Here is a 21,206-nt window from a genome sequence, read left to right on the forward strand (position 1 = left end):
TTGCCACGTTGAGCCGAACGTGCGCAGTCCTCACCCGTCTGCGGGTGCCGCCGCCACCCGGACGGCGGCCTGTGCGCGCAGCGGGTCCGCCGCCGGGGGGCCGGTCCAGAGGTTCTAGAGGTGCTAGAGGTGCTAAAGGTTCTAGAGGCGCTAGAGGTTGTAGCCGCCCGAGACCTCGATGGTCTGGGCGGTGACCCAGCGGGACTCGGGGGAGGTGAGGGCGGCGATCATGGGGCCGATGTCGGCGGGTTCGCCGAGGCGGCCGAGCGCGGTCTTCGCGGCGAGGGCCGGGATGACCTCGGGGAACTGGGTAAAGGCGTCGTTGGCGATGCGGGTGCGGGTGGAGCCGGGGGAGACGGCGTTGACCCGGATGCCGCGCGGGCTGAATTCCTTGGCCATGTAGCGGGTCAGGACGTCGAGGCCGCCCTTCATCGAGGCGTAGACGGAGTAGCCGGGTTCGAGGCCGGCGGACGCGGTCGAGTTGCTGCTCGTGTTGACGATGGCGCCGCCGTCGGCCATCAGGGGGAGCAGCTTCTGCGTCAGGAAGTACGGACCCTTGAGCAGGACGCGCATGAGCCGGTCGAAGGTCTCCTCGGTGGTGTCCTCGATCAGCGAGGTGAGGGAGAGACCGGCGTTGTTGACCAGGTAGTCGAAGGTGTCGCGCTGCCAGGTGTCGTGCAGTACGGCGGCCACGGTGTCGCGGAAGGCGGCGAAGGTGCCGGCCTCGCCGACGTCCAGGGGCAGGGCGACGGCTGTGCCGCCCGCCTTCCCGATGGCGGCGACGGTCTCCCGGCCGCCGGCCGGGTTGTTGGCGTAGGTCAGGATGACGCCGGTTCCGCGTTTGGCGATCTCGATCGCGGCGCTCTGTCCGATGCCGGAGCTGGCCCCGGTGACGATGGCGACGTTCATGGTGGTCCTCCAGATGGGGGTGGGCTTACGCGACCGGGTGGGCCTACGCGACCGGGTGGGCCTACGCGGCCGGATGGGGTTACGTGACCAGGCCGGATTACGCGGCCGGGCGGATCACCCGGCCGGGCGGGCCTACGCGGACAGGGCGCGGGCGAGCCAGTCGGTGCGGGTCCTGCGAGCGGTGGCCGCGATACGGGCTTGCGGGTACAGCGCGTCGAAGCCGTGGAAGCCGCCCGCCCAGACGTGGAGCTCGGCCTGGCCGCCGGCCGCCCAGATCCGGGTGGCGTAGTCGGTGTCCTCGTCGCGGAAGACCTCGGCGGAACCGGTGTCGATGTAGGCGGTCGGCAGATTCGACAGGTCGTCGGCCAGGGCGGGCGATACGTACGCGGGTACGTCGTCGCCGACGAGGCCGCCGAGCAGGCAGCTCCAGCCGAACTCGTTCATCTCGCGGGTCCATACGCCGGGTTCGTTCGCGTACTGGCGGCTGGAGGCGGTGGTGTTGCGGTGGTCGAGCATGGGGCCGATCAGCACCTGGGCGGCGATGGCCGGGGCCTGCCGGTCGCGGGCCGCCAGCGCCACCCCGGCGGCGAGGCCGCCGCCCGCGCTGGCACCCGCGACGACGATACGGGCGGGGTCGATGCCCAGCTCGGCCGCGTGCTCGGCGACCCAGAGCAGCCCCTGGTAGCAGTCCTCGACGGGGATCGTGCCGCCGGACTCCGGCGCGAGCCGGTACTCGACGGTGACCACGACGGCGCCGCACGCGTCGAGCCACTCCAGCGGAATGTCTATCTGGGAGAAGCGGTCGCCCATGACCATCCCGCCGCCGTGCATCCAGTAGACGCAGGGCGCCGCGGTGGTACGGCCGCCGGTGGCCGCGGGGCTGAAGACCGACAGCGCGATCGGTTCGCCGTCCCGGCTCGGGACGGTCACCTCGCGGCGGTCGATCGCGCGTCCTTCCAGGAGCGGTTCGACGGGCGCCGAGGAGAAGGGGCGGACCTGCGCGAGCACCTCCGGGCTGAGCCCGGACATCAGCGGCAAGTCGGCGAGCAGGTCGTGCAGTTCGGGGTCGAGGCCGGGGCGGGGCGTGGTCATGGGCGGTGCCTTTCTCAAGAGGTGGAGAGGGTGGTGGCGGCGGACTGGCGCATCAGAAAGCGGGAGCCGACGGATGAGCCGGTAAGCGGGAGTCGGCAGATGGAAGGTCGGAGCAGGCGGATCAGAAAGCGGCCTTGCCCCGCACCGGCACGTAATCCGTGTAGTCGGACTCCTTGGCCAGCAGCGGGCCGATCCGCGCCACGATGGCCTGCGCGGCCTCGCCGGCGAAGGCGCGGTGGTGGTCCTCCTCGCTGGTCCAGCCCTCGGTGACGTGGACGACGTCCGGGTCGGAGGCGGAGCGGGAGACGAGGTAGACGACGCAGTGCTCGCTCGCGCCGGGGCTGCCCTCGTCCAGACCGGTCAGCAGTAGCTCGACGAGCTGGTCGCTCATTCCGGCCTTGGCGGTCAGCGTGGCGTTGAAGCCGTAGTTCGCGTTCATGGAATCCTTCTTCTCTCCGTTGGAGTGCGGTGATTCCATTGAACCGCTCTGACCTGCGGAAATGTTAGAACGTTCCTCGCTCGTACTTGCACGATCCTCGCCGCCACGGGAGCCAGGGCGCGGTGGGGTGGTGCAATGGACGTATGACCCGTGAAGAACACCTGGACGAGCTGCGCGGCCTGCTGGCACGGCACGCGCCGCGCTCCGGCTGGACCACCGCCATCGACGGCGTCCTCGTCTCGAAGGTCGACCGCCCCGACCCGCCCGCCCCCTCGATGTCCGGCACGGTCCTGGCGGTCATCGCCCAGGGCGCCAAACGCCTGGCCCTGGGGGAGCGGGTCTTCGAGTACGGGGCCGGGCAGTACCTGATCGCGTCCGTGGATCTGCCGGTCACGGGACAGTTCCTCCAAGCCGACGCCGAGGAACCGGCGTTGGGATTCGGCCTGGTCCTCGAACCGTCCGCCGTCGCCGAACTGCTGCTCCAGGCCGGGCCCGGCAACTCCCCCCGTACCGGCGGCGGTACGCCGTCGGGCATCGTCGTCAGCGACGCGCCGCCCGCGCTGCTCGACGCGGTCGTCCGGCTGCTGCGCCTGCTCGACGAGCCGCACGACCGGGCCGTCCTCGCGCCCCTCGTCAAGCGCGAGATCCTGTGGCGGCTGATCACCGGCGAACAGGGCGCGGCGGTACGGCAGTTCGGCCTGGCCGACAGCAGTCTCAGCCATGTCTCGCGCGCCGTGCGCTGGATCCGCGAGCACTACGCGCAGCCCTTCCGCGTCGAGGACGTGGCGCGGCAGTCCGGTATGAGCGTGTCCGCCTTCTACCGCAACTTCCAGGCGGTGACCGCGATGAGCCCGATCCAGTTCCAGAAGCAGATCCGGCTCCAGGAGGCCCGGCTGCTGCTCACCACCCACCCGGGCGACGTCACGGGGGTCGGGCAGCGCGTCGGCTACGACAACCCCTCGCAGTTCAGCCGCGAGTACCGGCGCCAGTTCGGCGCGCCCCCCAGCCGGGACGCCGCCCGCCTGCGCCGGACCGTCCGTACCGTCCACACCCCGGCGGGCGTCCTCCCCTGAGCGGGGAAGCCGCCGAGCCGGGGCGCGGCGGGATCACCCCCGGGTGAGGGCGCTCCCCCCAACGGCGTGGGTCAGGGCGCCTGTTGGACCCAAGGCAGCGTGAAGGCGGCGAAGACGATGCCGCCCGTGTCGCCGATTTCGTAGAGGTCGGCGATCGAGCCGCCCTGGAGGACGGCCAGGGTGGAGTAACCGGCGGCCTTGGACTTGATGAGCGCCTGCTGGGGCCAGGTGGCGCCGTCGTCCTGGCTGACGCGGACGGTCAGTTCGGAACGGGCGGTGGAGGCGTTGTTGCTGAGGAGCGTGACCGAGGTGGTCGTGGGGGCTCCGTTCGCGCCGAGTTGGGAGGGCTGGAGGTAGGAGATCTCGTCGGCGTTGCAACCGGGGTCGACCAGGCCGGAGTTCCAGGCCGGGCCGAACGCGCTGGCGACGTCGGTCGCTCCGGCCGGGGAGGCGTCGCCCGCGGTGGCGTACCAGCGGTTGCCGCCCGCGTTGGAGCGGAGGTTCTGGACGACCTTGCCGTTGCCGCGCTGGACGACCTTGCTCTCGTTGACGCCGGTCGCCGCCGCCGGTCCCGCGTGCCAGGTGGCGCCGTGGTCGTCGGAGTAGATGTCGCCCGCGTGGTCCACGCCGTTCTCGCGGTACACGATGGGCTGCACCAGCCGCCCGCTGGCCAGTTGGGTGCCGTGGCCCGAGGAGGCGAAGAGCCCGGCCCAACCGGTGCTCTTGACCTGGGGGTTGAGGTCGACGGGGGCGCTCCAGGTGGCGCCGTTGTCGGTCGAGGCGATGTAGCGGATGTGCATCGCGGTCGTGTCGGTCGCGGAGTTGGAGCCGGCCGCGGAACCGTAGTAGCCGATGCCGGGCGCCGGCGAGTAGTTGATGAAGGCGAACACCTTGCCGTTCGCGCCGACGGACCGGTCGACGAGCAGGCTGCTGTCCCCGTATCCCTCGTGCGTGGTGGGCGCGTGGGCGACGACGGCGGGCGCGGTCCAGGTGGCGCCGCCGTCGGAGCTGCGGCGCAGGGCGACTTGGATGTTGTTGCTCGCGCCGCCGAGGTCGGCGCTGCTGTCGACCCGCGCGTCGGCCATGGCGATGACGGTGCCGCTCCTGGTGACGGCCATGGCCGGGATGCGTACGGAGGCGGCGGTGCCGGTGTACGTCTCGTACGTGCTGCCGTCCGCCGAGAGCCGGTTGAGGCCGCTGATGGGCGTGGCCGGGCTGAACAGCGTCTGGGCGTTCAACCCCGGTGTGCCGGAGGCCAGTCCGCAGGCGGCGGTGCCGGATTCGGTACGGCTGTAGCCGGTCGGCGTGGTCGTGGTGAACGTGTATGGCGTGCCGTTGGCGACCGTCCAGTACAGCGAGTCGTCCGAGGCTCCGGCGGCGACGGTCCTGGTCCAGGGGGAGCCGCCGCGGCCGGGCCAGGCGACGGTGAAGGTCTGCTGGACGGGGGAGCGGTTGACCAGCGTCACGCGCAGGGCGTGAGTGGCGGGCGGTGAACCGTCGGCGGCGCGCGGGCAGTCCATGCCGACCTGGGAGCCCAGGGCTCCGTCGCAGTTCAGCGTGCCGGACAGGGTGGTGTCCAGGCCCTGGGGCGTGGTGACGCGGAAGGAGTACGCCGTGCCGCTCGCCTTGGTGAAGAACAGGTCCGAGCGGTCGCCCGCCGCGACGGTCGGCGTCCAGGTGCCGTTCCCCGGCCACGTCACGGTGAAGGTGGTGCTCGCGGCGGTCGGATTGGCGAGGGCGACCCGTATACGGCTGCTGACGCAGTCCTGGCTGACGACGGCGGTCTGGGCGCCCGGGGTGGCCGGGTACCCGGGCGTCGCCGTGGCCAGCGGTGCGGCCGCCGCGACGACGACCGTCAGGGGGAGCAGCGTCCGGCGGACCGCCCGCGCCGCTCCCCTCCGGGCCGATCCCCTTCGCGCTGATCGGGCGTACGGAGACACGGGCGGCACGACCGGTACGGACGGCACGGATGCCACGGACAGCACGGGTGCCACGGACGGTACGGGCACATCGGGGGAGGCGGGCGGCAACGGCGGCGGCACAGGGGACTCCTCAGCTCGCGGCGGACACCGCGCTCGACAGGACGTACCTCAGGTCTGACACCTGACGAACGACATCAGATGTCTGCTGTCGAGGGACCCTAGGGCCGGGGTCCGACCCCGTCAAGATCCGGAGCGCCGCCTCGGCGCGATGACCGCACGCTCCCGTGCCTCCGGCGTCCCCGCCTTCCCCTCCGCCGCCGCCCGCGCCTCGGCGATCCGCCGCCGGACCGGCGCGTAGTGGTCGGAGACGGCCGCGGCGAAGGCCGCCGCGTCCCGGTCGCGCGCGGCCTCCACGATCCGGTGGTGGTGGTGGACGGTCTCCACCTCCTCCGCCCTGCTGATCCCGGTGAGCTGCGGGGCCACGACGATGTAGACGTCCCAGAACGCCGCCGAGAGCTGGCCGATCAGTTCGTTGCCGAGCGGCGCGACCAGAAGGGCGTGGAAGGCCCGGTCGGCCTCGACGAAACCGGTCCCGTCGCCGCTGCCGGACGCGTTCATGTCGTCCACCAGCGCGGCGAGGGCGTCCAGGTCGGCGGAGTCGAGCGCGGCCACGATGCGGTCGGCCATCCCGCGCTCGAACAGCTCGCGCATGTCGGCCAGCTCCAGCATGAGCTGCATGTCGTCGTCGCGGTCGAGCATGCCACGGAACGTGAGGCTTTCCACGAGCGCGGACAGTCCGAGGCGGCCGACGTAGGTGCCGTGCCCCCGGCGCACCTCCACGATGTCGAGGACGTCGAGGGTCTTCACGGCCTCGCGGACGCTGGAGCGGCTGGCGTCCAGGGCCTCGCACAGCTCGTTCTCGGTGGGCAGGACGTCCCCCGGACGGAGCCCATTGTCCAGGATGTAACGTTTGATGCCCTCGCTGACCTCGTGCATCAGCAGGCGACGACCCCGTCCGTTGCCCGCATCGCGAGTTCCGTCCACCTCTTGACCCCTCTCGTTCCAACGACTACGGTCCAACCCTATCAGCCATCAGACATCTTATGTCTGATGTTGCACAGAGTGGTCGTCCCACCGGCGTACTCTGGCCGCCCGCGCCCCACTCCCGCCCGCGGAACCGCCCTCCCGGCGTCCGCGGCGGCCCGGCCGGGCACACACCACCGGCCGGGCATACGACGGCCGTACCGCTGGCCGGGCACGCGACGGCCGCACCACCGGCCGGGCGCGCGACGGCCGGTCCGCAGTCCGCCGGGCCCCGCGACCGGCTTCCGCTTCGCCCGTCTCCACCGTCCACCTCATTCCTGCTCACCCCTGCCCGGAGGTTCCCCGTGTCTTCTCGACGGACACCCGCCAGAGTCGATCGCCGCGCATTCCTGCGGTACACCGGCGCGGTCGGCGCTGCCGCCGCCTTCACCGGCACCCTCGCCGCGTGCGGCGGACCCTCCTCGACCAACGCCCCCGACTCCGCGGCCAGCAAGGGGACCGGCGGCGGGACCGGCGGCGCCACCATCACGGCGGGGATCTCGTACGCCCTGTCCACCGGCTTCGACCCGATGACCTCCTCCGGCGCCACCCCGGTCGCGGCCAACTGGCACATCTTCGAGGGCCTGGTGGACCTCAACCCGGTCTCGCTCACCGCCCGCCCCGCCCTCGCCACGGCGCTGCCCGTCCAGGTCGGCCCGACGACGTACCGCGCCACCCTGCGCGACGGGGCCACCTTCCACGACGGCTCCCCGGTCACCGCCGATGACGTGGTCTTCAGCTTCGAGCGCATCCTCGACCCGAAGAACGCCTCGCTGATGGCGCAGTTCCTGCCCTTCCTGCGCTCCGCGCGGGCGGTGGACGCCCACACGGTCGAGTTCGCGCTGAAGTACCCCTTCGCGCTCTTCCCCTCCCGCATATCCGTCGTCAAGATCGTGCCGAAGAAGATCGTCCAGGCCGACGAGAAGGGCTTTGACGCGAAGCCGGTCGGCTCCGGACCGTACGCGCTGGTGTCGGCCACCCGCGAGGACAAGATCGTCTTCAAGAAGTACGCGCGGTACAACGGGCGCTACCCGGCCAAGGCCGAGGCGATGACCTGGAATCTGCTCTCGGACGCCTCCGCGCGGGTCAGCGCCGTGCAGTCCGGCCGGGTCGCGGCCATCGAGGACGTGCCGTACATCGACATGGCCGGCCTCAAGCGCAAGGTCACCGTCGAGTCGGCCGCGTCCTTCGGCAACCTCTTCCTGATGTTCAACTGCGCGAAGAAGCCGTTCGACGACCAGCGGGTGCGCCAGGCCCTGCACTACGCGCTGGACACCGACAAGATCATCGCCACCGCCATGTCGGGCCAGGCCACCCCGGCCAGCGGCTACCTCCAGCCCAGCCACCCCGACTACGTCAAGGCCGCCACGGTCTACGGCCACGACCCCGCCAAGGCCAAGGCGCTGCTCCAGGCCGCGGGCGTCAGCGACCTGAAGGTGACCGTCCTGACCACCGACACCTCCTGGGTGCAGGACATCGCCCCGCTGGTCAAGGAGAGCTGGGACGCCGTCGGCGTCAGGACCACGCTCAGCATCGGCCAGTCCTCCGCCCAGTACGCGAAGATCGACACCGGCGACTTCGACCTCCTCGTCGCCCCGGGCGACCCCTCGGTGTTCGGCAACGACGTCGACCTGCTGATGCGCTGGTTCTACGTCGGGACCTGGCCCGAGACCCGCTACCGCTGGTCGGGCACCGCCCAGGGCAAGCAGGTCGTCTCGCTGCTCGACCAGGCCGCCCGCACCACCGACGACGCGACCCGTACGAAGCTGTGGTCCCAGGTCACCGACATCGTCGCCGAGCAGGCGCCGCTCTACCCGATCCTGCACCGCAAGCTCCCGACCGCGTGGGACGGGCACGCGCTGGCCGGCTTCAGCCCCGTGCCCACCACCGGTCTGTCGTTCCTCGGCGTGTCCCCGGCGTGAGCCGCCAGGACCGGGGCCCGCGCGCCCGGTGCGTGAGCGCCTCGTACCTCCCGCGTACGAGCCGCCCGCGCTCCCCGCGCGGGTCCCGGACCCGCCAGTCGTCCAGGACCTACTGCTAGGAACGCCCGATGTTCGCTTTCCTTCGGCTCGCGCTGCGCCGCGTGGCGATCATGCCGGTGATGATCCTCGGCATCACCTTGCTGGTCTTCGTCGTGCTCCAGTTCTCTCCCGTGGACCCCGCCTACAACGCCCTGGGGGAGAACTCGACGGCCGCCGCCCGCGCGGCGTTCGCGCACGCCAACGGGCTCGACGACCCGCTGCCCGTCCGCTACGCGCACTTTCTGAACCAGTTGCTGCACGGCGACCTCGGCGTGACCGTGCCGCCGAGCCAGCCGGTGGTCGACCGGATCACCGTCGCCTTCCCGCTCACCTTGCAACTGACGCTGCTGGGGCTGCTGATCGCGATCGTGCTCGCCGTCGCGCTCGGCGTGGTCGGCGCGGTGTACCGGGACCGCTGGCCCGACCACGTCTTCCGCGTGGTGTCGATGGCCGGTGTCGCGGTGCCCTCCTTCTGGCTGGGCGTGCTGCTGATCCAGCGGTTCGCCCTGGACAGTTCGCTCTTCCCGACCGGCGGATACGTCAATCCCGGTGACTCCTTCACCGGTTGGCTGCGCTGCATGACGCTCCCGGCGGTCTCGCTCGCGGTCCCGGTCGCGGCCTCGCTCGCCCGGCTCATCCGCACCTCGATGGTCACCGAACTCGACCGCGACTACGTCCGCACGGCCACCGGCAACGGCCTGCCACGGCTGCTGGTCATCCGGTCCGTGCTGCGCAACGCGCTGGTCACCCCGCTCACCGTGCTGGGCGTCAAGGTCGGTTACCTGCTCAGCGGCGCCGTCGTCATCGAGACGATCTTCGACCTTCCCGGCATGGGCAAGCTCATCCTGGAGGGCGTCACCGGCGGCGATGTGGCCCTGGTGCAGGGGACCGTCCTGATGATCGCGCTCGCCTTCCTGGTCGTCAACGTCGTCGTCGACCTGCTCTATCTGCTGGTCAACCCGCGCATCAGGACGGTGTGAGATGTTCCTGTTCACTGGCCCCCAACGCGTCGTCGCCAAGCTGTCGCGTCCCGGCATCCGTTTCCGCGCGCTGCCGCTCGCCGCACGGATCTCGCTCGTCGTCCTGGCCGTCGTGGTCCTGGCCGCGGTGTGCGCGCCGCTGGTCGCGGACAATCCGCTGACCACCGGCATACCCGTCCAACCCCCCGGCTCCCGGCACTGGTTCGGCACCGACCGGATCGGCCGGGACATCTTCGCCCGGGTCGTCTACGGCGCCCGCTACTCGCTGGTGATCGGCCTCGGCTCCACGGCCGTCGCCGTCGTCGTCGGCGCGGTCCTCGGTTCGCTCGCGGCCACCTCGCCCAAGTGGGGCGACGAGTCGGTGATGCGGGTGCTGGACGTCGTCATGTCCTTCCCGCCGATCGCGCTCGCCGCCGTCCTGGTCACCGTCTTCGGCTCCAGCGTGCCCGTCCTGATCTTCACCATCGCCGCGGTGTACGTCCCCTCGCTCGCCCGCGTCGTACGGGCCAACGTCCTCGCGCAGTACGGCGAGGACTACGTCGCTGCGGAGAAGGTCATCGGCGCCCGTCGCGCCTACATCGTGCTGCGGCACGTGGCCGTCAACTGCGCCGCGCCCGTCATGGTCTTCGCCACCGTGCTGGTCGCCGAGGCGATCATCTTCGAGGCGAGCCTGTCCTTCATCGGCGCCGGGGTGAAGGACCCCGAGCCGAGCTGGGGCAACGTGCTCTCGTACGGGCGGCAGATCCTGCTGTCCGGCGGATGGTGGGCCACCCTCTTCCCCGGCCTGGTGCTGCTCGTCACCGTCCTGGCCCTGAACATCCTGTCCGAGGGACTGACCGACGCCTCGGCGGCACCGGGAGCGGCGGCCGGAGCGGCGCCGGAGGCCGTACCCGCGGCGGCGGCCGTATCGGGGGCGGCCGTACCCGCGGCCGCGGCCGGAGTCGCCCCCGCGGCCACCGCCTCCGGTACGGACCGCCCGGCCGGTGACACCGCGCCGCAGGACACGCCGCTTCCCCGCCGGACGCGGGCGGACGACGACGAACGGGCCGCCGCCGTACAGCGCAGCCTCGTCCTGCTCGCCGAACGCATGACGCGGAATCCGCCGCCGCTCGCGGCGGTGCCCGCCACCGCCGCGGAACTGCTCTCCATCCGGGACCTGTCGATCCGCTTCCCCGACCGCTACGGCGACGTGCCGGTGGTCGACGGCATCTCGCTCACCGTCAGGGAGGGCGAGACCCTCGGTCTGGTCGGGGAGTCCGGCTGCGGCAAGAGCATCACGAGCCTGGCCGTCATGGGCCTGCTGGCCCGCAACGCGCGGGTGAGCGGTGCCATCGACTACCGCGGCGAGGACCTGCTCGGCATGTCGCCCCGCCGCCGCAGGGTGCTGGCGGGACCCGAGATCGCCATGGTCTACCAGGACGCGATGTCGTCGCTGAACCCGTCGGTCCTCATCGGCCGCCAGCTCAAGCAGCTCACCTCGCGCGGCGGCACGCAGAGCCCGGCGGAACTGCTCGAACTCGTCGGCCTCTCCCCGGACCGCACGCTGCGCAGCTACCCGCACGAGCTGTCCGGAGGCCAGCGGCAGCGCGTACTGATCGCCATGGCGCTGTCCCGCAGCCCCCGGCTGCTCATCGCCGACGAACCCACCACCGCCCTCGACGTCACCGTCCAGGCGCAGGTCGTCGAACTCCTCACCCGGCTGCGCGACGAACTGGGATTCGCGATGATCCTGGTCTCGCACGACCTCGCGCTGGTCAGCGGGCTCGCCCACCGGGTGGCGGTGATGTACGCGGGGCAGGTCGCCGAGACCGGCGACACCCGGGCGCTGCTGTCCGACCCCGCCCACCACTACACCCGCGGCCTGCTCGGCTCGGTCACCTCGCTGGAGGCGGGCGCCGACCGGCTGCACCAGATCAGCGGCGTGGTGCCCGCGCCGCGCCAGTTCGGCGCCGGATGCCGCTTCGCCTCCCGGTGCGGCGCGGCCACCGAGGTGTGCGGGACCCGCGCCCCCGAGCTGACGGGGCGGCCGGCCCCGGCGACGGACCCGCGCGCCGCAACCGCCGTGTCCCCCCTGCCCGCCGCGGCGCACGGCGTCGCCTGCCACCACGCGGCCGAACCCGTACTGCTGCAAAGGAGCGGACGATGATCCGCGTCGAAGAGGTCCACGTCAGGCACCGGGCGCGCGGCGGCGGCCTGTTCCGGCACGACGCCGTGCACGCGCTGACCGGGGCGTCGCTGACGGTGGAGCGCGGTGAGATCGTCGGCCTGGTCGGTGAGTCCGGCTGCGGCAAGTCGACGCTGGCGCGGGTGCTGACCGGTCTGCAACGGCCGACCGAGGGCCGGGTCATGTTCCGCGGCGAGGATCTGTGGGAGCTGCCGGCGGCCAGGCGCCGCCAGGAGTTCGGCGCGTCGGTCGGCGTGGTCTTCCAGGACCCGTCCACCGCCCTCAACCCGCGGATGCCGGTCGGCCGCATCCTGCGCGACCCGCTGGACGTGCACCGGCGCGGCACCCCGCGCGCCCGCGAACAGCGGGTGACGGAACTGCTGGAGCTGGTGGGCCTGCCCGGGCACACCCGGCAGGCGCTGCCGGGACAGCTCTCCGGCGGGCAGCGCCAGCGGGTCGCCATCGCCAGGGCGCTCGCGCTGGAACCCGAGCTGATCGTCGCCGACGAACCGACCAGCGCCCTCGACGTCTCGGTCCGCGCGCAGGTGCTCAACCTGCTGATGGACCTGCGGTCCCGGCTCGGCCTCGGCATGGTCTTCATCTCGCACGACATCCAGACGGTGCGCCACCTGTCGGACCGGCTCGCGGTCCTCTACCTCGGGCGGATCGTGGAGGAGGGCCCGGCCGCCCAGGTGTCGGCCGCGCCCGCCCACCCGTACACCCAGGCGCTGTTCTCCGCCACACCGAGCCTGCTGGGTACCACCGAGCGGATCGTGCTCAACGGCCCCGTGCCGTCGGCCACCCACCCGCCCTCCGGCTGTCCGTTCCGCACCCGGTGCTGGAAGGCGGACGACACCTGCGCGACCGCCTTCCCCGCCGCCACACGGGACGGCGACCACCAATGGCACTGCGTACACCCCAGGACCACCGCGGCGGCGACCGCCGCGCACCACGGCACAAGGAGCACTTCGTGATTGCCCGTACACCCCGGTTCTCCGGCGTCGTCCCGCCCGTCGTCACCCCGCTGACCGACGACGGCGCGGTGGACGTCGCGTCGCTGGAGCGCGTGGTCGGCCACCTCATCGGCGGCGGTGTCGACGGCCTGTTCGCGCTGGGGAGTTCTGGCGAGGTCGCCTATCTCACCGACGAGCAGCAGGAGACGGTGCTCGACGTGGTGGTGAAGACCGCGGGCGGCCAGGTGCCGGTGCTGGCGGGCGCCATCGAGACCACCACCAACAAGGTGCTGGAGCGCGCCCGTACTGCCGTCGCGCGCGGTGCCAGCGCGGTCGTCACGACTGCCCCCTTCTACACCCGCACCCATCCCACCGAGATCGACCGGCACTTCCGGACGGTCGCGGCCTCGATCGACGTGCCGGTACTCGCCTACGACATCCCGGTCTGCGTCCACAGCAAGCTCTCCCGGCAACTGGTCGGCGCACTGGCCGCCGACGGGGTGCTGGCCGGGGTCAAGGACTCCAGCGGCGACGATGTGACATTCCGTCAACTCATCCTCGACACCAGGGACGTGCCGGACTTCGCGCTGCTCACCGGGCACGAGGTCGTCGTGGACGCGATGCTGCTCGGCGGCGCGCACGGCTCGGTCCCCGGCCTCGGCAACGTCGACCCGCACGGCTACCGGCGGCTGCACGACGCCGCGGCGCGCGGCGACTGGACGGCGGCCCGCGCCGAACAGGACCGGCTGGCCCGGCTCTTCGACATCGTCGCCGTCGCCGACCCGGCCACCGCGTCCGGTACGGCGTCCGGCCTCGGCGCGTTCAAGACCGCGCTGACGCTGCTCGGCGTCATCGCCCGCAACACCGTCAGCCCGCCGATGCGCCCGCTCACCGACGCCGAGACCGGCCGTATCGGCGCGATCCTGGAGCAGGCGGGCCTGCGATGACGCTGCTCGCCGGAGTCGACATCGGCGGGACCAAGACGGCGGCCGCCCTGGTCACCCCCGAGGGCGTGCTGCTCGACCGCGCCACCCTGCCCACCCCGGCGCGGCAGGGCCCGGCCGCCGTGCTGGACACCGCGGCCCGCGCGGTGACCCTGCTCGGCAGGCCCGTGGACGCCGTCGGCGTCGGCAGCGCGGGCGTCATCGACCCCGGTACCGGCCGGGTGCGGTCGGCCACGTCCGCGCTCCCCGGCTGGGGCGGCACCGACCTGCGCGGGCTGCTCGCCGCCCGGCTCGGCCTGCCGGTCGGCGTCGACAACGACGTCAACGCCCATGCGCTCGGCGAGCATTGGCGCGGCGCCGCCGCCGGGCACGCCTGCGTGCTGCTCCTCACGGTCGGCACCGGCGTCGGCGGCTGCGTCCTGATCGACGGACGCGTCCACCACGGCGCCGGTGGCGCGGCGGGCGAGGCCGGTCACCTGCCGGTGCCCGCCGCGGCCGGGCTGCCCTGCCCCTGCGGGGGCGTCGGACACGTGGAGGCCGCGGCGTCCGGACCGGCGATGACGGCGGCCTACCGCGAACTGGCGGGCGCGCGGCCCGGATACGGGACGGGCGCCGCGCCCGCGACCCTCCGCCTCGTCAACTCCCGCGCGCAGGACGGCGATCCGACGGCGCTCACCGTCCTGCGCGCAGGCGCCACCGCGCTCGGCGAAGCCGTCGGCGGCCTCGTCAATGTCCTGGCCCCCGACCTCGTCCTCCTCGGCGGCGGGGTGAGCCGCTGCGGACCCGTCTGGTGGGACACCCTGCGGACGACCGTCGCCTCCCACCTGGTCCCGGCCGTCGCCGGGACCCCGCTGCGGGCGGGCTCGCTCGGCGACGACGCCGCGCTGTACGGGGCCGCGCTCCTGGGACGGGAGGCGCTGGCGTGAACGTCCGTGAAGATCAACCGACTTCGGGCGGTCGGCCCACGTCGGCCGCCGACCCCGGCGGCGTCCTGGAACGGCTGCGCGGCCGGCTCGTCGTCTCGTGCCAGGCGTATCCGGGGGAGCCGCTGCGCGACCCGCTGATCATGCGTCAGATGGCGCTCGCCGTCCGGGAAGGCGGCGCGGCCGGTATCCGGGCGCAGGGCCTCGACGACCTGCGCGCGATCCGCGCGGTCACCGACGTCCCCCTCATCGGCCTCTGGAAGGACGGCACTTCGGGCGTCTACATCACCCCGACCGAGCGGCACGCCCTCGCCGTCGCCGCGACCGGCGCGGACATCGTCGCGGTCGACGCCACCTTCCGCCCGCGCCCCGGCGGCGAGACCCTGGAACGTACCGTCACGGCCGTGCACCGCGCGGGCCGCCTGCTCATGGCCGACGTCTCCAGCTACGAGGAGGGCGTCGCGGCGGCGGACCTCGGCGCGGACCTGGTCGGCACCACGCTGTCCGGCTATACGGGCAGCGGCCCGCACCCGGACGGTCCCGACCTCGCCCTGGTCGCCCGCCTCAGCGCGGACCTGTCGGTCCCCGTCGTCGCCGAGGGCCGTGTCCACACCCCCGCCCAGGCCCGGTCGGCCCTCGCCGCGGGAGCCTTCACGGTCGTGGTCGGCACCGCGATCACCCACCCGACGACGCTGACCCGGTGGTTCGCCGAAGGGCTCGGAGCACAGCGGCAGTTGGGGTGAATGCCCTCTGCCGCGACGGCGCCCCCCGGAACTCTCGGAGGGCGCCGTCGCCGCGACGGCCGGGCCGGGCGCCTGGAACGGGTACGAGTTCAGCACCAGCGTCGCCGTGTCCGGCTTGTCGGGGCTGGTGAACGCGTCGACATCGGCGATGTTCGCCGCCGGGTCGGCCGCGACGGACGGGGAGCCGATGTGAGCGGGACGGTGCGGCCGGACGGTTCAGCGGGCGGCGCGCGCGGGGCGGGGAAGGCGTTCGTACACCGTCAACCGCCGTCCGTGGACGCGGACATCGGCCACCGGGGTGAAGTACGCCAGCAGGACCCGCATCTTCATCCGGTCCTGCGCCGCCGTCAGAGGGCGGGCGATCCAGGGGACGTCGGTGACCAGCAGAATGCGGTCCCGCGCGAGCATCGCCGTACGGATGCGGGCCGGGGCCGCCTCCAGGCCCTTCAGCGTTCCGGAGCGCTCCGGGGTCTCGGTCAGCGCTATGTCGTGCAGGCCGGAGAAGGCGCCGGGGGAGACGGATTCCGTGTCGCGGCGGGCGGAGGGGATGAAGAGGACGGCGTTGCCGGGGCGCTTGAGCCGCTGGACGTCGGAGGCCACGGCCATGACGTCGTCGACCCGGCTCTTCGGCGAGCGCTCGGCGAGCGACTGCGGGATCAGCGCCACCGTCGCGAGCGCGACCGCCACGGGGACGATCCACGCGGACGCGCGCGGGAAACGGGGCCGGGCGGCGCGCACCGCGGCGCCGATCGCCGCGCCGATGAGCAGCGCGAGGCCCAGCATGCTGAAGAGCACATAGCGGTCGAGGAACAGCGGCTGGAACAACGACACGCAGACCAGGCCGAGTTGCGGCACCGCGAGCAACGGCAGCCCCACGGCGGCGGCGGACAGCCGGTCCGTACGGGGCCCGTGCGTACGGGGCGCGTGCGCATGAGGCCCGTCCGTACGAGGCGCGTCCGTACGAGGCGCGTCGGACCGGGGTGGGGCGATACGAGGCGCGCCGGTACGAGGTGGGGCGATACGTAAGACGTCCGTACGGGCGCGGCCCGCGATACGGCGGCCGGACACCGCCGCGCAGACGCCGCCGATCAGCACCAGCACCCCGGGCCCGATCAGCATGTGCCAGGTCAGCGGCGGAATCCAGGACACCTGCGCCGACTGGCCCCGGCTGAAGAGGGCCAGCGGAGTGACGGCCAGGACGGCGACGGCGGAGGCGGCCGTCCAGGCGGCCCACGTACGGCGGTCGGCGGCCCGGGACCAGAGCAGTGTGGCCAGGTGCGCGGGGAGGATCAGGAGCGAGAACCAGTTCAGCAGCCCGCAGACGAGGACGGCGCCGCCGTATCCCGCCCAGCGCCACGCGCGGCGGCGCGGTCCGGTGTCCTCCTGGAGCGCGGCGACCAGCAGCAGGGTCGACACCCCGGCCCCTGCGGCGACCAGCGCGTACGGCCGCCCCTCCTGGAGGTAGAACTGCACGGCGGGCAGCAGCCCGAACGCCAGCCCGCCCGCGAGGCCCGCGGCGGGACCGGCCAGCCGCCGCCCGATGAGCGCGACGCAGGTGGCCGCCACCGCGCCGGCCAGCACCGAGGGCAGCCGCAGCGTGGTCGTGTGGGGTCCGAACACGCTGAACAGGGCGTGCATCAGCAGGTAGTAGAGGCCGTGCACGACGTCCACGTGGTGCAGCATGCGCAGGATCTCGGGGGTCGACCGCCCGGCCACCTGCCAGGTGGCCGCCTCGTCACGCCAGACGGTGTGCTGCCGGGAGAGTCCCCAGAGGCCGAGGGCGAGAGTCCACAGCGGCGGAATCAGCCAGATCAGCATCGCCCGACTCGGTAAAGATGCCCGAGAGGCCGTGATGGTTGCTTTGAATCCCGAACGGCTTTGTATCGAACGGGATTTGCTGTCGGTGGACGTCAAAGAGGCACCCGAGGCAGGTTGTTGAATTGTGAACCGCATGGAGGAAGCGTGATCGACACCCACTGATGGCGGTGACACGCATCCTACTCCGGCGCGCGCGGCGGACTTTCGGAACGTCATTTCTCCGCGCGCGCACCGCTCGAAATGGCCGTCGGCACAGTGGTCGGAACGTTGTTCGGCGCGTTGTTCGGTACGTTGTTCGGCGCGGCGGCCGATGCGGCGGTCGATGCGGGCGCGGGTACGGCCTGCCGGGGGGATGCCGGTGCGGCCCCTGCCCCCGGTGCGGCCCCCGCGCCCCTCCCCACCGCGAACACGTTGTCGCAGCGGTCCCGCACGCCCGCGTCGTGCGTGGCGATCACCACCGCGCACCCCGACCGGCTCAGCTCCCGCAGAATGTCCACCACCACAGCCGAGTTGGCGTCGTCGAGCGCGCCCGTCGGCTCGTCCGCCAGCACCAGCGCCGAGCGCTGGACGAGCACGCGCGCCAGCGCGACCCGCTGCTGCTCACCGCCGCTGAGGTGATGGACCGTCTCCTTGCCGCGCCCCGCGAGGCCGACCCGCTCCAGGGCCTCGGCGATCGCGGGCCCTGCCTTGCCGCGCAGCAACGGCCTCGGCCTGGCCGCGACTTCGAGATTCTGCTCGACGGTCTCGCTCTCGATGAGCGCGTAGTGCTGGAAGAGATATCCGAGGGTGTCGCGGCGGAATTGCCGGATGTCGCGGCGGCCGAACCGCGTGATGTCCTTCCCCTCGTACCGGATGGCACCGGACGTCGGGCGGTCGAGCAGACCGAGGCAGTTGAGGAGGGTCGACTTTCCCGATCCGCTGGGACCGACGAGAGCCAGCATCTCGCCGCGCTCCACGGTGAGGTTGACGTTGTCCCACAACGTGCGGGAACCATAGGACTTCGAAAGACTCTCGATCTCGATCAGCTTCGTCATGACAGGCACACTCCTGCTCGGTGGAGGAATTCCGTGGGCGCGGCCGGCTCAGGTCCCGGTCGCGCCCTCCTTCACGATGCGGCGGTGGAAGTAGGCGAGGGCGAGCAGCACGGCGGCCAGTTCGAAGACGACCAGACCGCTGATGACACCGAGGTCGAGCGCGGTCAGCCGGGTCGGCTCGAAGGTCGCGGGCTCACCGGCGGCGGCCAACTGCCGCAGGTGCTGGCGCTGTTGCCACGTCTGGAACGGCACCCGGGTCGCGAAGATCACCGCGATGGCCACCTCGACGGCCAGGAGGAAGCGGTGCGAGGCGACGTACCGCCAGCCGCTGACGTGCTGGGCGAAGATGCTCTGCGCGTTCTTGCGGGCGTAGATGAGGCAGACGCCGACCGCGGCGATGAGGAGCACCATCGCGGCGATGACCAGGTTGAAGATCTGGACCCGGAGTTCGGTGAGCGCCTTCCTGAGGTCGAGGGCGGTCTTCTCGCCCACCGGACTCATGGAGTTCACGTAGTCCTGGAGGTGTTCCGCGCGGATGCCCGCGGTCACGTCGGCGGGGTCGGGGAAGACGACTCCGGCCTGTGTCGCGATGGCGGTGTAGGCGTCGTCGGTGAGGAAGCGCGATCCGTTGGGGACGACGATGACGACCGGGTCGCGCACCATGGAACGGTCCTCGGCCGCGTCGTGGCCCGAACGGTATGAATACTCACCGGTGTTGTAGCCGAAGACGCGCTGGCCGCCGCGGGCCGCCGAGACCTTTATGGGGACGCGCCCGGTGAGGTCGGGGTCGATGATCGCCTCGGCGGCCTTGGTGATCGCGGGGGTGTCCGACGCGAGCGTGTCGGGGATCAGCAGCCGTACCGCGCGGGCGTCCGCGGCCGTCGCGCTCCCGGCCTGCGACGCGTAGCGCCGCCCCGCCGGGTCGACCATCGGCTGCCGTGCCAGATAGGTGTCGTTGACGACGAGGATCTCGCCGGAGGGCAGGTGCTCACCGGGCGCGGACATCTGGAGGTCCCGCCGCCCGGCCACGATCACCTCGCCCCGCGCGTCGGCTCTGCGCAGCCACGGCCCGACGTGCTGGTCCAACTGGTCCATGTGCATGGCGAATGCGCCGCTGAGCCGGATCGACACGGCGTCGCCCACCGCGTGGTACGCGTCCCGGTTGTCCTCACGGGTGAGAACGTCGCGGCTCGCGAGCGTGGCGTTGGTGGCGATGCTGAGCGCGAGCAGCAGCGCCGGGACACGGACCAGGTAGACGCTCAAGGACGCGGCGCGGGACGGGAGTTCGCCCTTGAGCGCGGGCAGGACGCCGACCTTGAACGTCAGCGCGAGCGCCGCCGCGTGCGCGGCCAGGACGACGGCGGCCAGCAGGACGGCGAGGACCGCGGCCACCGCGGCGAACAGGCCGAGCCACGCGAGGCCGTTGTAGAGGCCGAGGAAGGTGAGGACCGCGGCCGCGACGACGGCGGCCGACAGCGGCCAGAAGACCGCGAGCCGCCGCAGGTCGCGCAGCAGGATGCCGGTGAAGGACATGCCCTGCATGCGCAGTACGCCGTACGCCCGCGCGTTGAGCAGCACGCTCGCGCCGGTCATCGTCAGCGCCGCGAGGGCGACGACGTAGAAGGAACGGAAGAGCGAGTCGTTCTTGTACCGGTCGATCAACCCCCGTGCGGACAGCGGGTGGCTGACCTCGACCGTCATGCCGAGGTGCGTGAACTCCAGCCGCAGGGCGTCGGCGGCGCCCGCCGGCCCGAAGACGTAGTACGTGCCGCGCGGGTCGAGTTGGCCGACGTCGGCGAGCGGGTGCACGCGGGTGGTGAAGTTCTCGCTGAACGCCGGGTAGCCGTGGTCCAGCCACTTCGCGGTCCGCGTACCGGTGCCGCCGGGCGCGAGGTACAGGTGGCGGACCGTGTCGGGGTTCTTGAGGTCGGGCACCTCGCGCGCGACCCCGACCCCGTGCCGCGCCGCGAACGACTCGACGGCCTGGACGACGTGGGGCGCGCTCGTCGATCCGTCGGAGTCGAGCACGTCGACCATGGCGGAGTTGCCCAGCACCCCGTCCTCGTCGAGTCCGCGCACGAAGAGGAAGGCCAGGACGGCGGAGAAGGCCAGAAGGGCGGCGTGGACGACTCGAATACCGCGATGCAGCATGGTGATTCCTCGGTTGAGGGCGCTCGGGAATTCAGACGGGCGTGACGGCGTGACGGCGACGTACGGTGTACCGGCTGTTCACGGCTTACCGCTTACTGCTTACGGCTACGGCTACGGCTACGGCTACGGCTACGGCTACGGCTCACGGCGGGCGCGGGAGGGGCGAGCGGCCGTGGAGGCGGTGACGTCCCCGCCTCCACAACCGCGCCGGATCACCCGGCCGTTACCACCCGGCGGCTACCACCCGGCGGCTACCGCCCGACCGGTACCGCCCGGCCGGTCAGCCATGACCGGCCCCCTCGCTGACGGAGGGTCAGCAGGACGGGTTGTAGTAGTAGCTGACCGAGTTGCCGTTCAGCCCCGCGGAGGCCAGGGACCATACGCCCTTGGCCGTGCAGCCGCTGCCGAACACGACGGTGCCGATCTTCACCGACGACGCGTGCTTGTTCGTCGGGTGCTTGTAGTTCGACCACGCGGTGTTGGCGCCGTGGTCGTAGCTCCACTTGCCGCCGCCGACGTCGACCGAGGTGGCCAGGGCCGGCGTGGCGGCGGCGAAGCTGAGGGCGACAGCGGCGACGGCGACCTTAATTCCGGTTTTCTTGTTCATGAATGAACTCCGCTTTCTCGTGGGCTTGATCGGACGAGGCAGAACCCTGGCACACATTCAGTTGCACTGGCAACCATGAAATTGCGCTCCGGAAATTGCCTGTCGCGGGCGGGTCGGAACGGTCCGCCCATGCCTGAATCCACCGGCGTCAGCGGGCGGCGACGGCGGTGGTCGGCAGGCGAATGGGAAGCGGGAATTCCGCACCGCGCGATGTCCGGCCGCGGGCCGGATTTCGGGCGGTACGGGGTACGTGGACGCCCGGCGCGGGCGGGCGGGCGCCGGTGCGGACGGCGACGCGTCAGGCGGTCGCCGCTGCGGCCCCGTACCGTCTCACGTGCTGCGCTGCGCCG

General features: G+C 72.3%; 17 protein-coding genes. 8 read left to right on the top strand and 9 right to left on the bottom strand.

The window, feature by feature from the left end:
* Nucleotides 1-150 precede the first annotated feature (150 nt).
* The 3 genes from ACIQCJ_RS03510 to ACIQCJ_RS03520 all read right to left on the bottom strand — a co-directional run bounded on the left by ACIQCJ_RS03510 (nucleotide 151) and on the right by ACIQCJ_RS03520 (nucleotide 2,440).
* Nucleotides 151-909, bottom strand: a complete 759-nt coding sequence (locus tag ACIQCJ_RS03510) for an SDR family NAD(P)-dependent oxidoreductase (protein ID WP_401856124.1) — start codon at nucleotides 907-909, stop codon at nucleotides 151-153.
* Nucleotides 910-1,041: 132 nt separating this feature from the next.
* The gene (locus ACIQCJ_RS03515; protein WP_391042877.1) at nucleotides 1,042-2,001 is read right to left on the bottom strand and encodes an alpha/beta hydrolase fold domain-containing protein; all 960 of its coding nucleotides are present in this window, start codon (nucleotides 1,999-2,001) and stop codon (nucleotides 1,042-1,044) included.
* Between the two features lie 121 nt (nucleotides 2,002-2,122).
* Nucleotides 2,123-2,440, bottom strand: a complete 318-nt coding sequence (locus tag ACIQCJ_RS03520; RefSeq protein WP_401856126.1) for a putative quinol monooxygenase — start codon at nucleotides 2,438-2,440, stop codon at nucleotides 2,123-2,125.
* 143 nt (nucleotides 2,441-2,583) lie between these two features.
* On the opposite strand from ACIQCJ_RS03520, the gene ACIQCJ_RS03525 reads away from it, so the two are divergent.
* Nucleotides 2,584-3,513, top strand: a complete 930-nt coding sequence (locus tag ACIQCJ_RS03525) for an AraC family transcriptional regulator N-terminal domain-containing protein (protein ID WP_402710581.1) — start codon at nucleotides 2,584-2,586, stop codon at nucleotides 3,511-3,513.
* A 71-nt stretch (nucleotides 3,514-3,584) separates the two neighbouring features.
* Here the strand turns inward: ACIQCJ_RS03525 and ACIQCJ_RS03530 are convergent, their stop codons facing one another.
* Together ACIQCJ_RS03530 and ACIQCJ_RS03535 are read right to left on the bottom strand one after the other, a co-directional pair.
* Nucleotides 3,585-5,555 carry an exo-alpha-sialidase gene (locus ACIQCJ_RS03530; protein WP_402710582.1) on the bottom strand — a complete coding sequence of 657 codons (1,971 nt, stop codon included), beginning with the start codon at nucleotides 5,553-5,555 and terminating at the stop codon, nucleotides 3,585-3,587.
* A gap of 120 nt (nucleotides 5,556-5,675) precedes the next feature.
* Nucleotides 5,676-6,431 carry an FCD domain-containing protein gene (locus tag ACIQCJ_RS03535; protein WP_355336437.1) on the bottom strand — a complete coding sequence of 252 codons (756 nt, stop codon included), beginning with the start codon at nucleotides 6,429-6,431 and terminating at the stop codon, nucleotides 5,676-5,678.
* A 392-nt stretch (nucleotides 6,432-6,823) separates the two neighbouring features.
* On the opposite strand from ACIQCJ_RS03535, the gene ACIQCJ_RS03540 reads away from it, so the two are divergent.
* The 7 genes from ACIQCJ_RS03540 (at nucleotide 6,824) to ACIQCJ_RS03570 (ending at nucleotide 15,246) form a co-directional block, all read left to right on the top strand.
* Nucleotides 6,824-8,440 carry an ABC transporter substrate-binding protein gene (locus tag ACIQCJ_RS03540; protein WP_401716763.1) on the top strand — a complete coding sequence of 539 codons (1,617 nt, stop codon included), beginning with the start codon at nucleotides 6,824-6,826 and terminating at the stop codon, nucleotides 8,438-8,440.
* A 128-nt stretch (nucleotides 8,441-8,568) separates the two neighbouring features.
* Nucleotides 8,569-9,519 carry an ABC transporter permease gene (locus tag ACIQCJ_RS03545; protein ID WP_355336316.1) on the top strand — a complete coding sequence of 317 codons (951 nt, stop codon included), beginning with the start codon at nucleotides 8,569-8,571 and terminating at the stop codon, nucleotides 9,517-9,519.
* A gap of 1 nt (nucleotide 9,520) precedes the next feature.
* The gene (locus ACIQCJ_RS03550; RefSeq protein ID WP_402710583.1) at nucleotides 9,521-11,665 is read left to right on the top strand and encodes a dipeptide/oligopeptide/nickel ABC transporter permease/ATP-binding protein; all 2,145 of its coding nucleotides are present in this window, start codon (nucleotides 9,521-9,523) and stop codon (nucleotides 11,663-11,665) included.
* Nucleotides 11,662-12,657, top strand: coding sequence for an ABC transporter ATP-binding protein (locus tag ACIQCJ_RS03555; protein ID WP_355336320.1), 996 nt, complete (start codon nucleotides 11,662-11,664; stop codon nucleotides 12,655-12,657). Before ACIQCJ_RS03550 ends, ACIQCJ_RS03555 begins: the two co-directional genes overlap by 4 nt.
* A complete protein-coding gene (locus ACIQCJ_RS03560) occupies nucleotides 12,654-13,583 on the top strand; it encodes a dihydrodipicolinate synthase family protein (RefSeq protein WP_401716757.1) in 930 nt (309 codons plus the stop codon). Before ACIQCJ_RS03555 ends, ACIQCJ_RS03560 begins: the two co-directional genes overlap by 4 nt.
* The gene (locus tag ACIQCJ_RS03565; protein ID WP_355336323.1) at nucleotides 13,580-14,506 is read left to right on the top strand and encodes an ROK family protein; all 927 of its coding nucleotides are present in this window, start codon (nucleotides 13,580-13,582) and stop codon (nucleotides 14,504-14,506) included. The genes ACIQCJ_RS03560 and ACIQCJ_RS03565 overlap by 4 nt, the downstream gene beginning before the upstream one ends.
* Nucleotides 14,503-15,246 carry an N-acetylmannosamine-6-phosphate 2-epimerase gene (locus ACIQCJ_RS03570; RefSeq protein WP_402710584.1) on the top strand — a complete coding sequence of 248 codons (744 nt, stop codon included), beginning with the start codon at nucleotides 14,503-14,505 and terminating at the stop codon, nucleotides 15,244-15,246. The genes ACIQCJ_RS03565 and ACIQCJ_RS03570 overlap by 4 nt, the downstream gene beginning before the upstream one ends.
* 216 nt (nucleotides 15,247-15,462) lie before the next feature.
* On the opposite strand, the gene ACIQCJ_RS03575 is transcribed toward ACIQCJ_RS03570, so the two are convergent.
* From ACIQCJ_RS03575 to ACIQCJ_RS03590, 4 genes are all read right to left on the bottom strand, one after another.
* Nucleotides 15,463-17,064 (bottom strand): glycosyltransferase family 39 protein, encoded by a 1,602-nt coding sequence (locus tag ACIQCJ_RS03575; protein WP_402710585.1) that lies wholly within the window; start codon nucleotides 17,062-17,064, stop codon nucleotides 15,463-15,465.
* A 212-nt stretch (nucleotides 17,065-17,276) separates the two neighbouring features.
* On the bottom strand, nucleotides 17,277-18,098 hold the full coding sequence (locus ACIQCJ_RS03580; RefSeq protein WP_402710586.1) for an ABC transporter ATP-binding protein: 822 nt from the start codon (nucleotides 18,096-18,098) through the stop codon (nucleotides 17,277-17,279).
* A gap of 48 nt (nucleotides 18,099-18,146) precedes the next feature.
* Nucleotides 18,147-20,249 carry a hypothetical protein gene (locus ACIQCJ_RS03585; RefSeq protein WP_402710587.1) on the bottom strand — a complete coding sequence of 701 codons (2,103 nt, stop codon included), beginning with the start codon at nucleotides 20,247-20,249 and terminating at the stop codon, nucleotides 18,147-18,149.
* Between the two features lie 313 nt (nucleotides 20,250-20,562).
* Nucleotides 20,563-20,856 carry a lactococcin 972 family bacteriocin gene (locus tag ACIQCJ_RS03590; protein ID WP_355336333.1) on the bottom strand — a complete coding sequence of 98 codons (294 nt, stop codon included), beginning with the start codon at nucleotides 20,854-20,856 and terminating at the stop codon, nucleotides 20,563-20,565.
* Nucleotides 20,857-21,206: the final 350 nt, after the last annotated feature.

Source organism: Streptomyces sp. NPDC093221 (assembly GCF_044753885.1).
Lineage (GTDB): Bacteria > Actinomycetota > Actinomycetes > Streptomycetales > Streptomycetaceae > Actinacidiphila.

Coding starts and splice junctions, on each gene's coding strand:
- ACIQCJ_RS03510 (WP_401856124.1), bottom strand. CDS start 909: ATGAACGTCGCCATCGTCACCGGGGCCAGCTCCGGCATCGGACAGAGC.
- ACIQCJ_RS03515 (WP_391042877.1), bottom strand. CDS start 2,001: ATGACCACGCCCCGCCCCGGCCTCGACCCCGAACTGCACGACCTGCTC.
- ACIQCJ_RS03520 (WP_401856126.1), bottom strand. CDS start 2,440: ATGAACGCGAACTACGGCTTCAACGCCACGCTGACCGCCAAGGCCGGA.
- ACIQCJ_RS03525 (WP_402710581.1), top strand. CDS start 2,584: ATGACCCGTGAAGAACACCTGGACGAGCTGCGCGGCCTGCTGGCACGG.
- ACIQCJ_RS03535 (WP_355336437.1), bottom strand. CDS start 6,431: ATGCACGAGGTCAGCGAGGGCATCAAACGTTACATCCTGGACAATGGG.
- ACIQCJ_RS03545 (WP_355336316.1), top strand. CDS start 8,569: ATGTTCGCTTTCCTTCGGCTCGCGCTGCGCCGCGTGGCGATCATGCCG.
- ACIQCJ_RS03550 (WP_402710583.1), top strand. CDS start 9,521: ATGTTCCTGTTCACTGGCCCCCAACGCGTCGTCGCCAAGCTGTCGCGT.
- ACIQCJ_RS03555 (WP_355336320.1), top strand. CDS start 11,662: ATGATCCGCGTCGAAGAGGTCCACGTCAGGCACCGGGCGCGCGGCGGC.
- ACIQCJ_RS03565 (WP_355336323.1), top strand. CDS start 13,580: ATGACGCTGCTCGCCGGAGTCGACATCGGCGGGACCAAGACGGCGGCC.
- ACIQCJ_RS03575 (WP_402710585.1), bottom strand. CDS start 17,064: ATGCTGATCTGGCTGATTCCGCCGCTGTGGACTCTCGCCCTCGGCCTC.
- ACIQCJ_RS03580 (WP_402710586.1), bottom strand. CDS start 18,098: ATGACGAAGCTGATCGAGATCGAGAGTCTTTCGAAGTCCTATGGTTCC.
- ACIQCJ_RS03585 (WP_402710587.1), bottom strand. CDS start 20,249: ATGCTGCATCGCGGTATTCGAGTCGTCCACGCCGCCCTTCTGGCCTTC.
- ACIQCJ_RS03590 (WP_355336333.1), bottom strand. CDS start 20,856: ATGAACAAGAAAACCGGAATTAAGGTCGCCGTCGCCGCTGTCGCCCTC.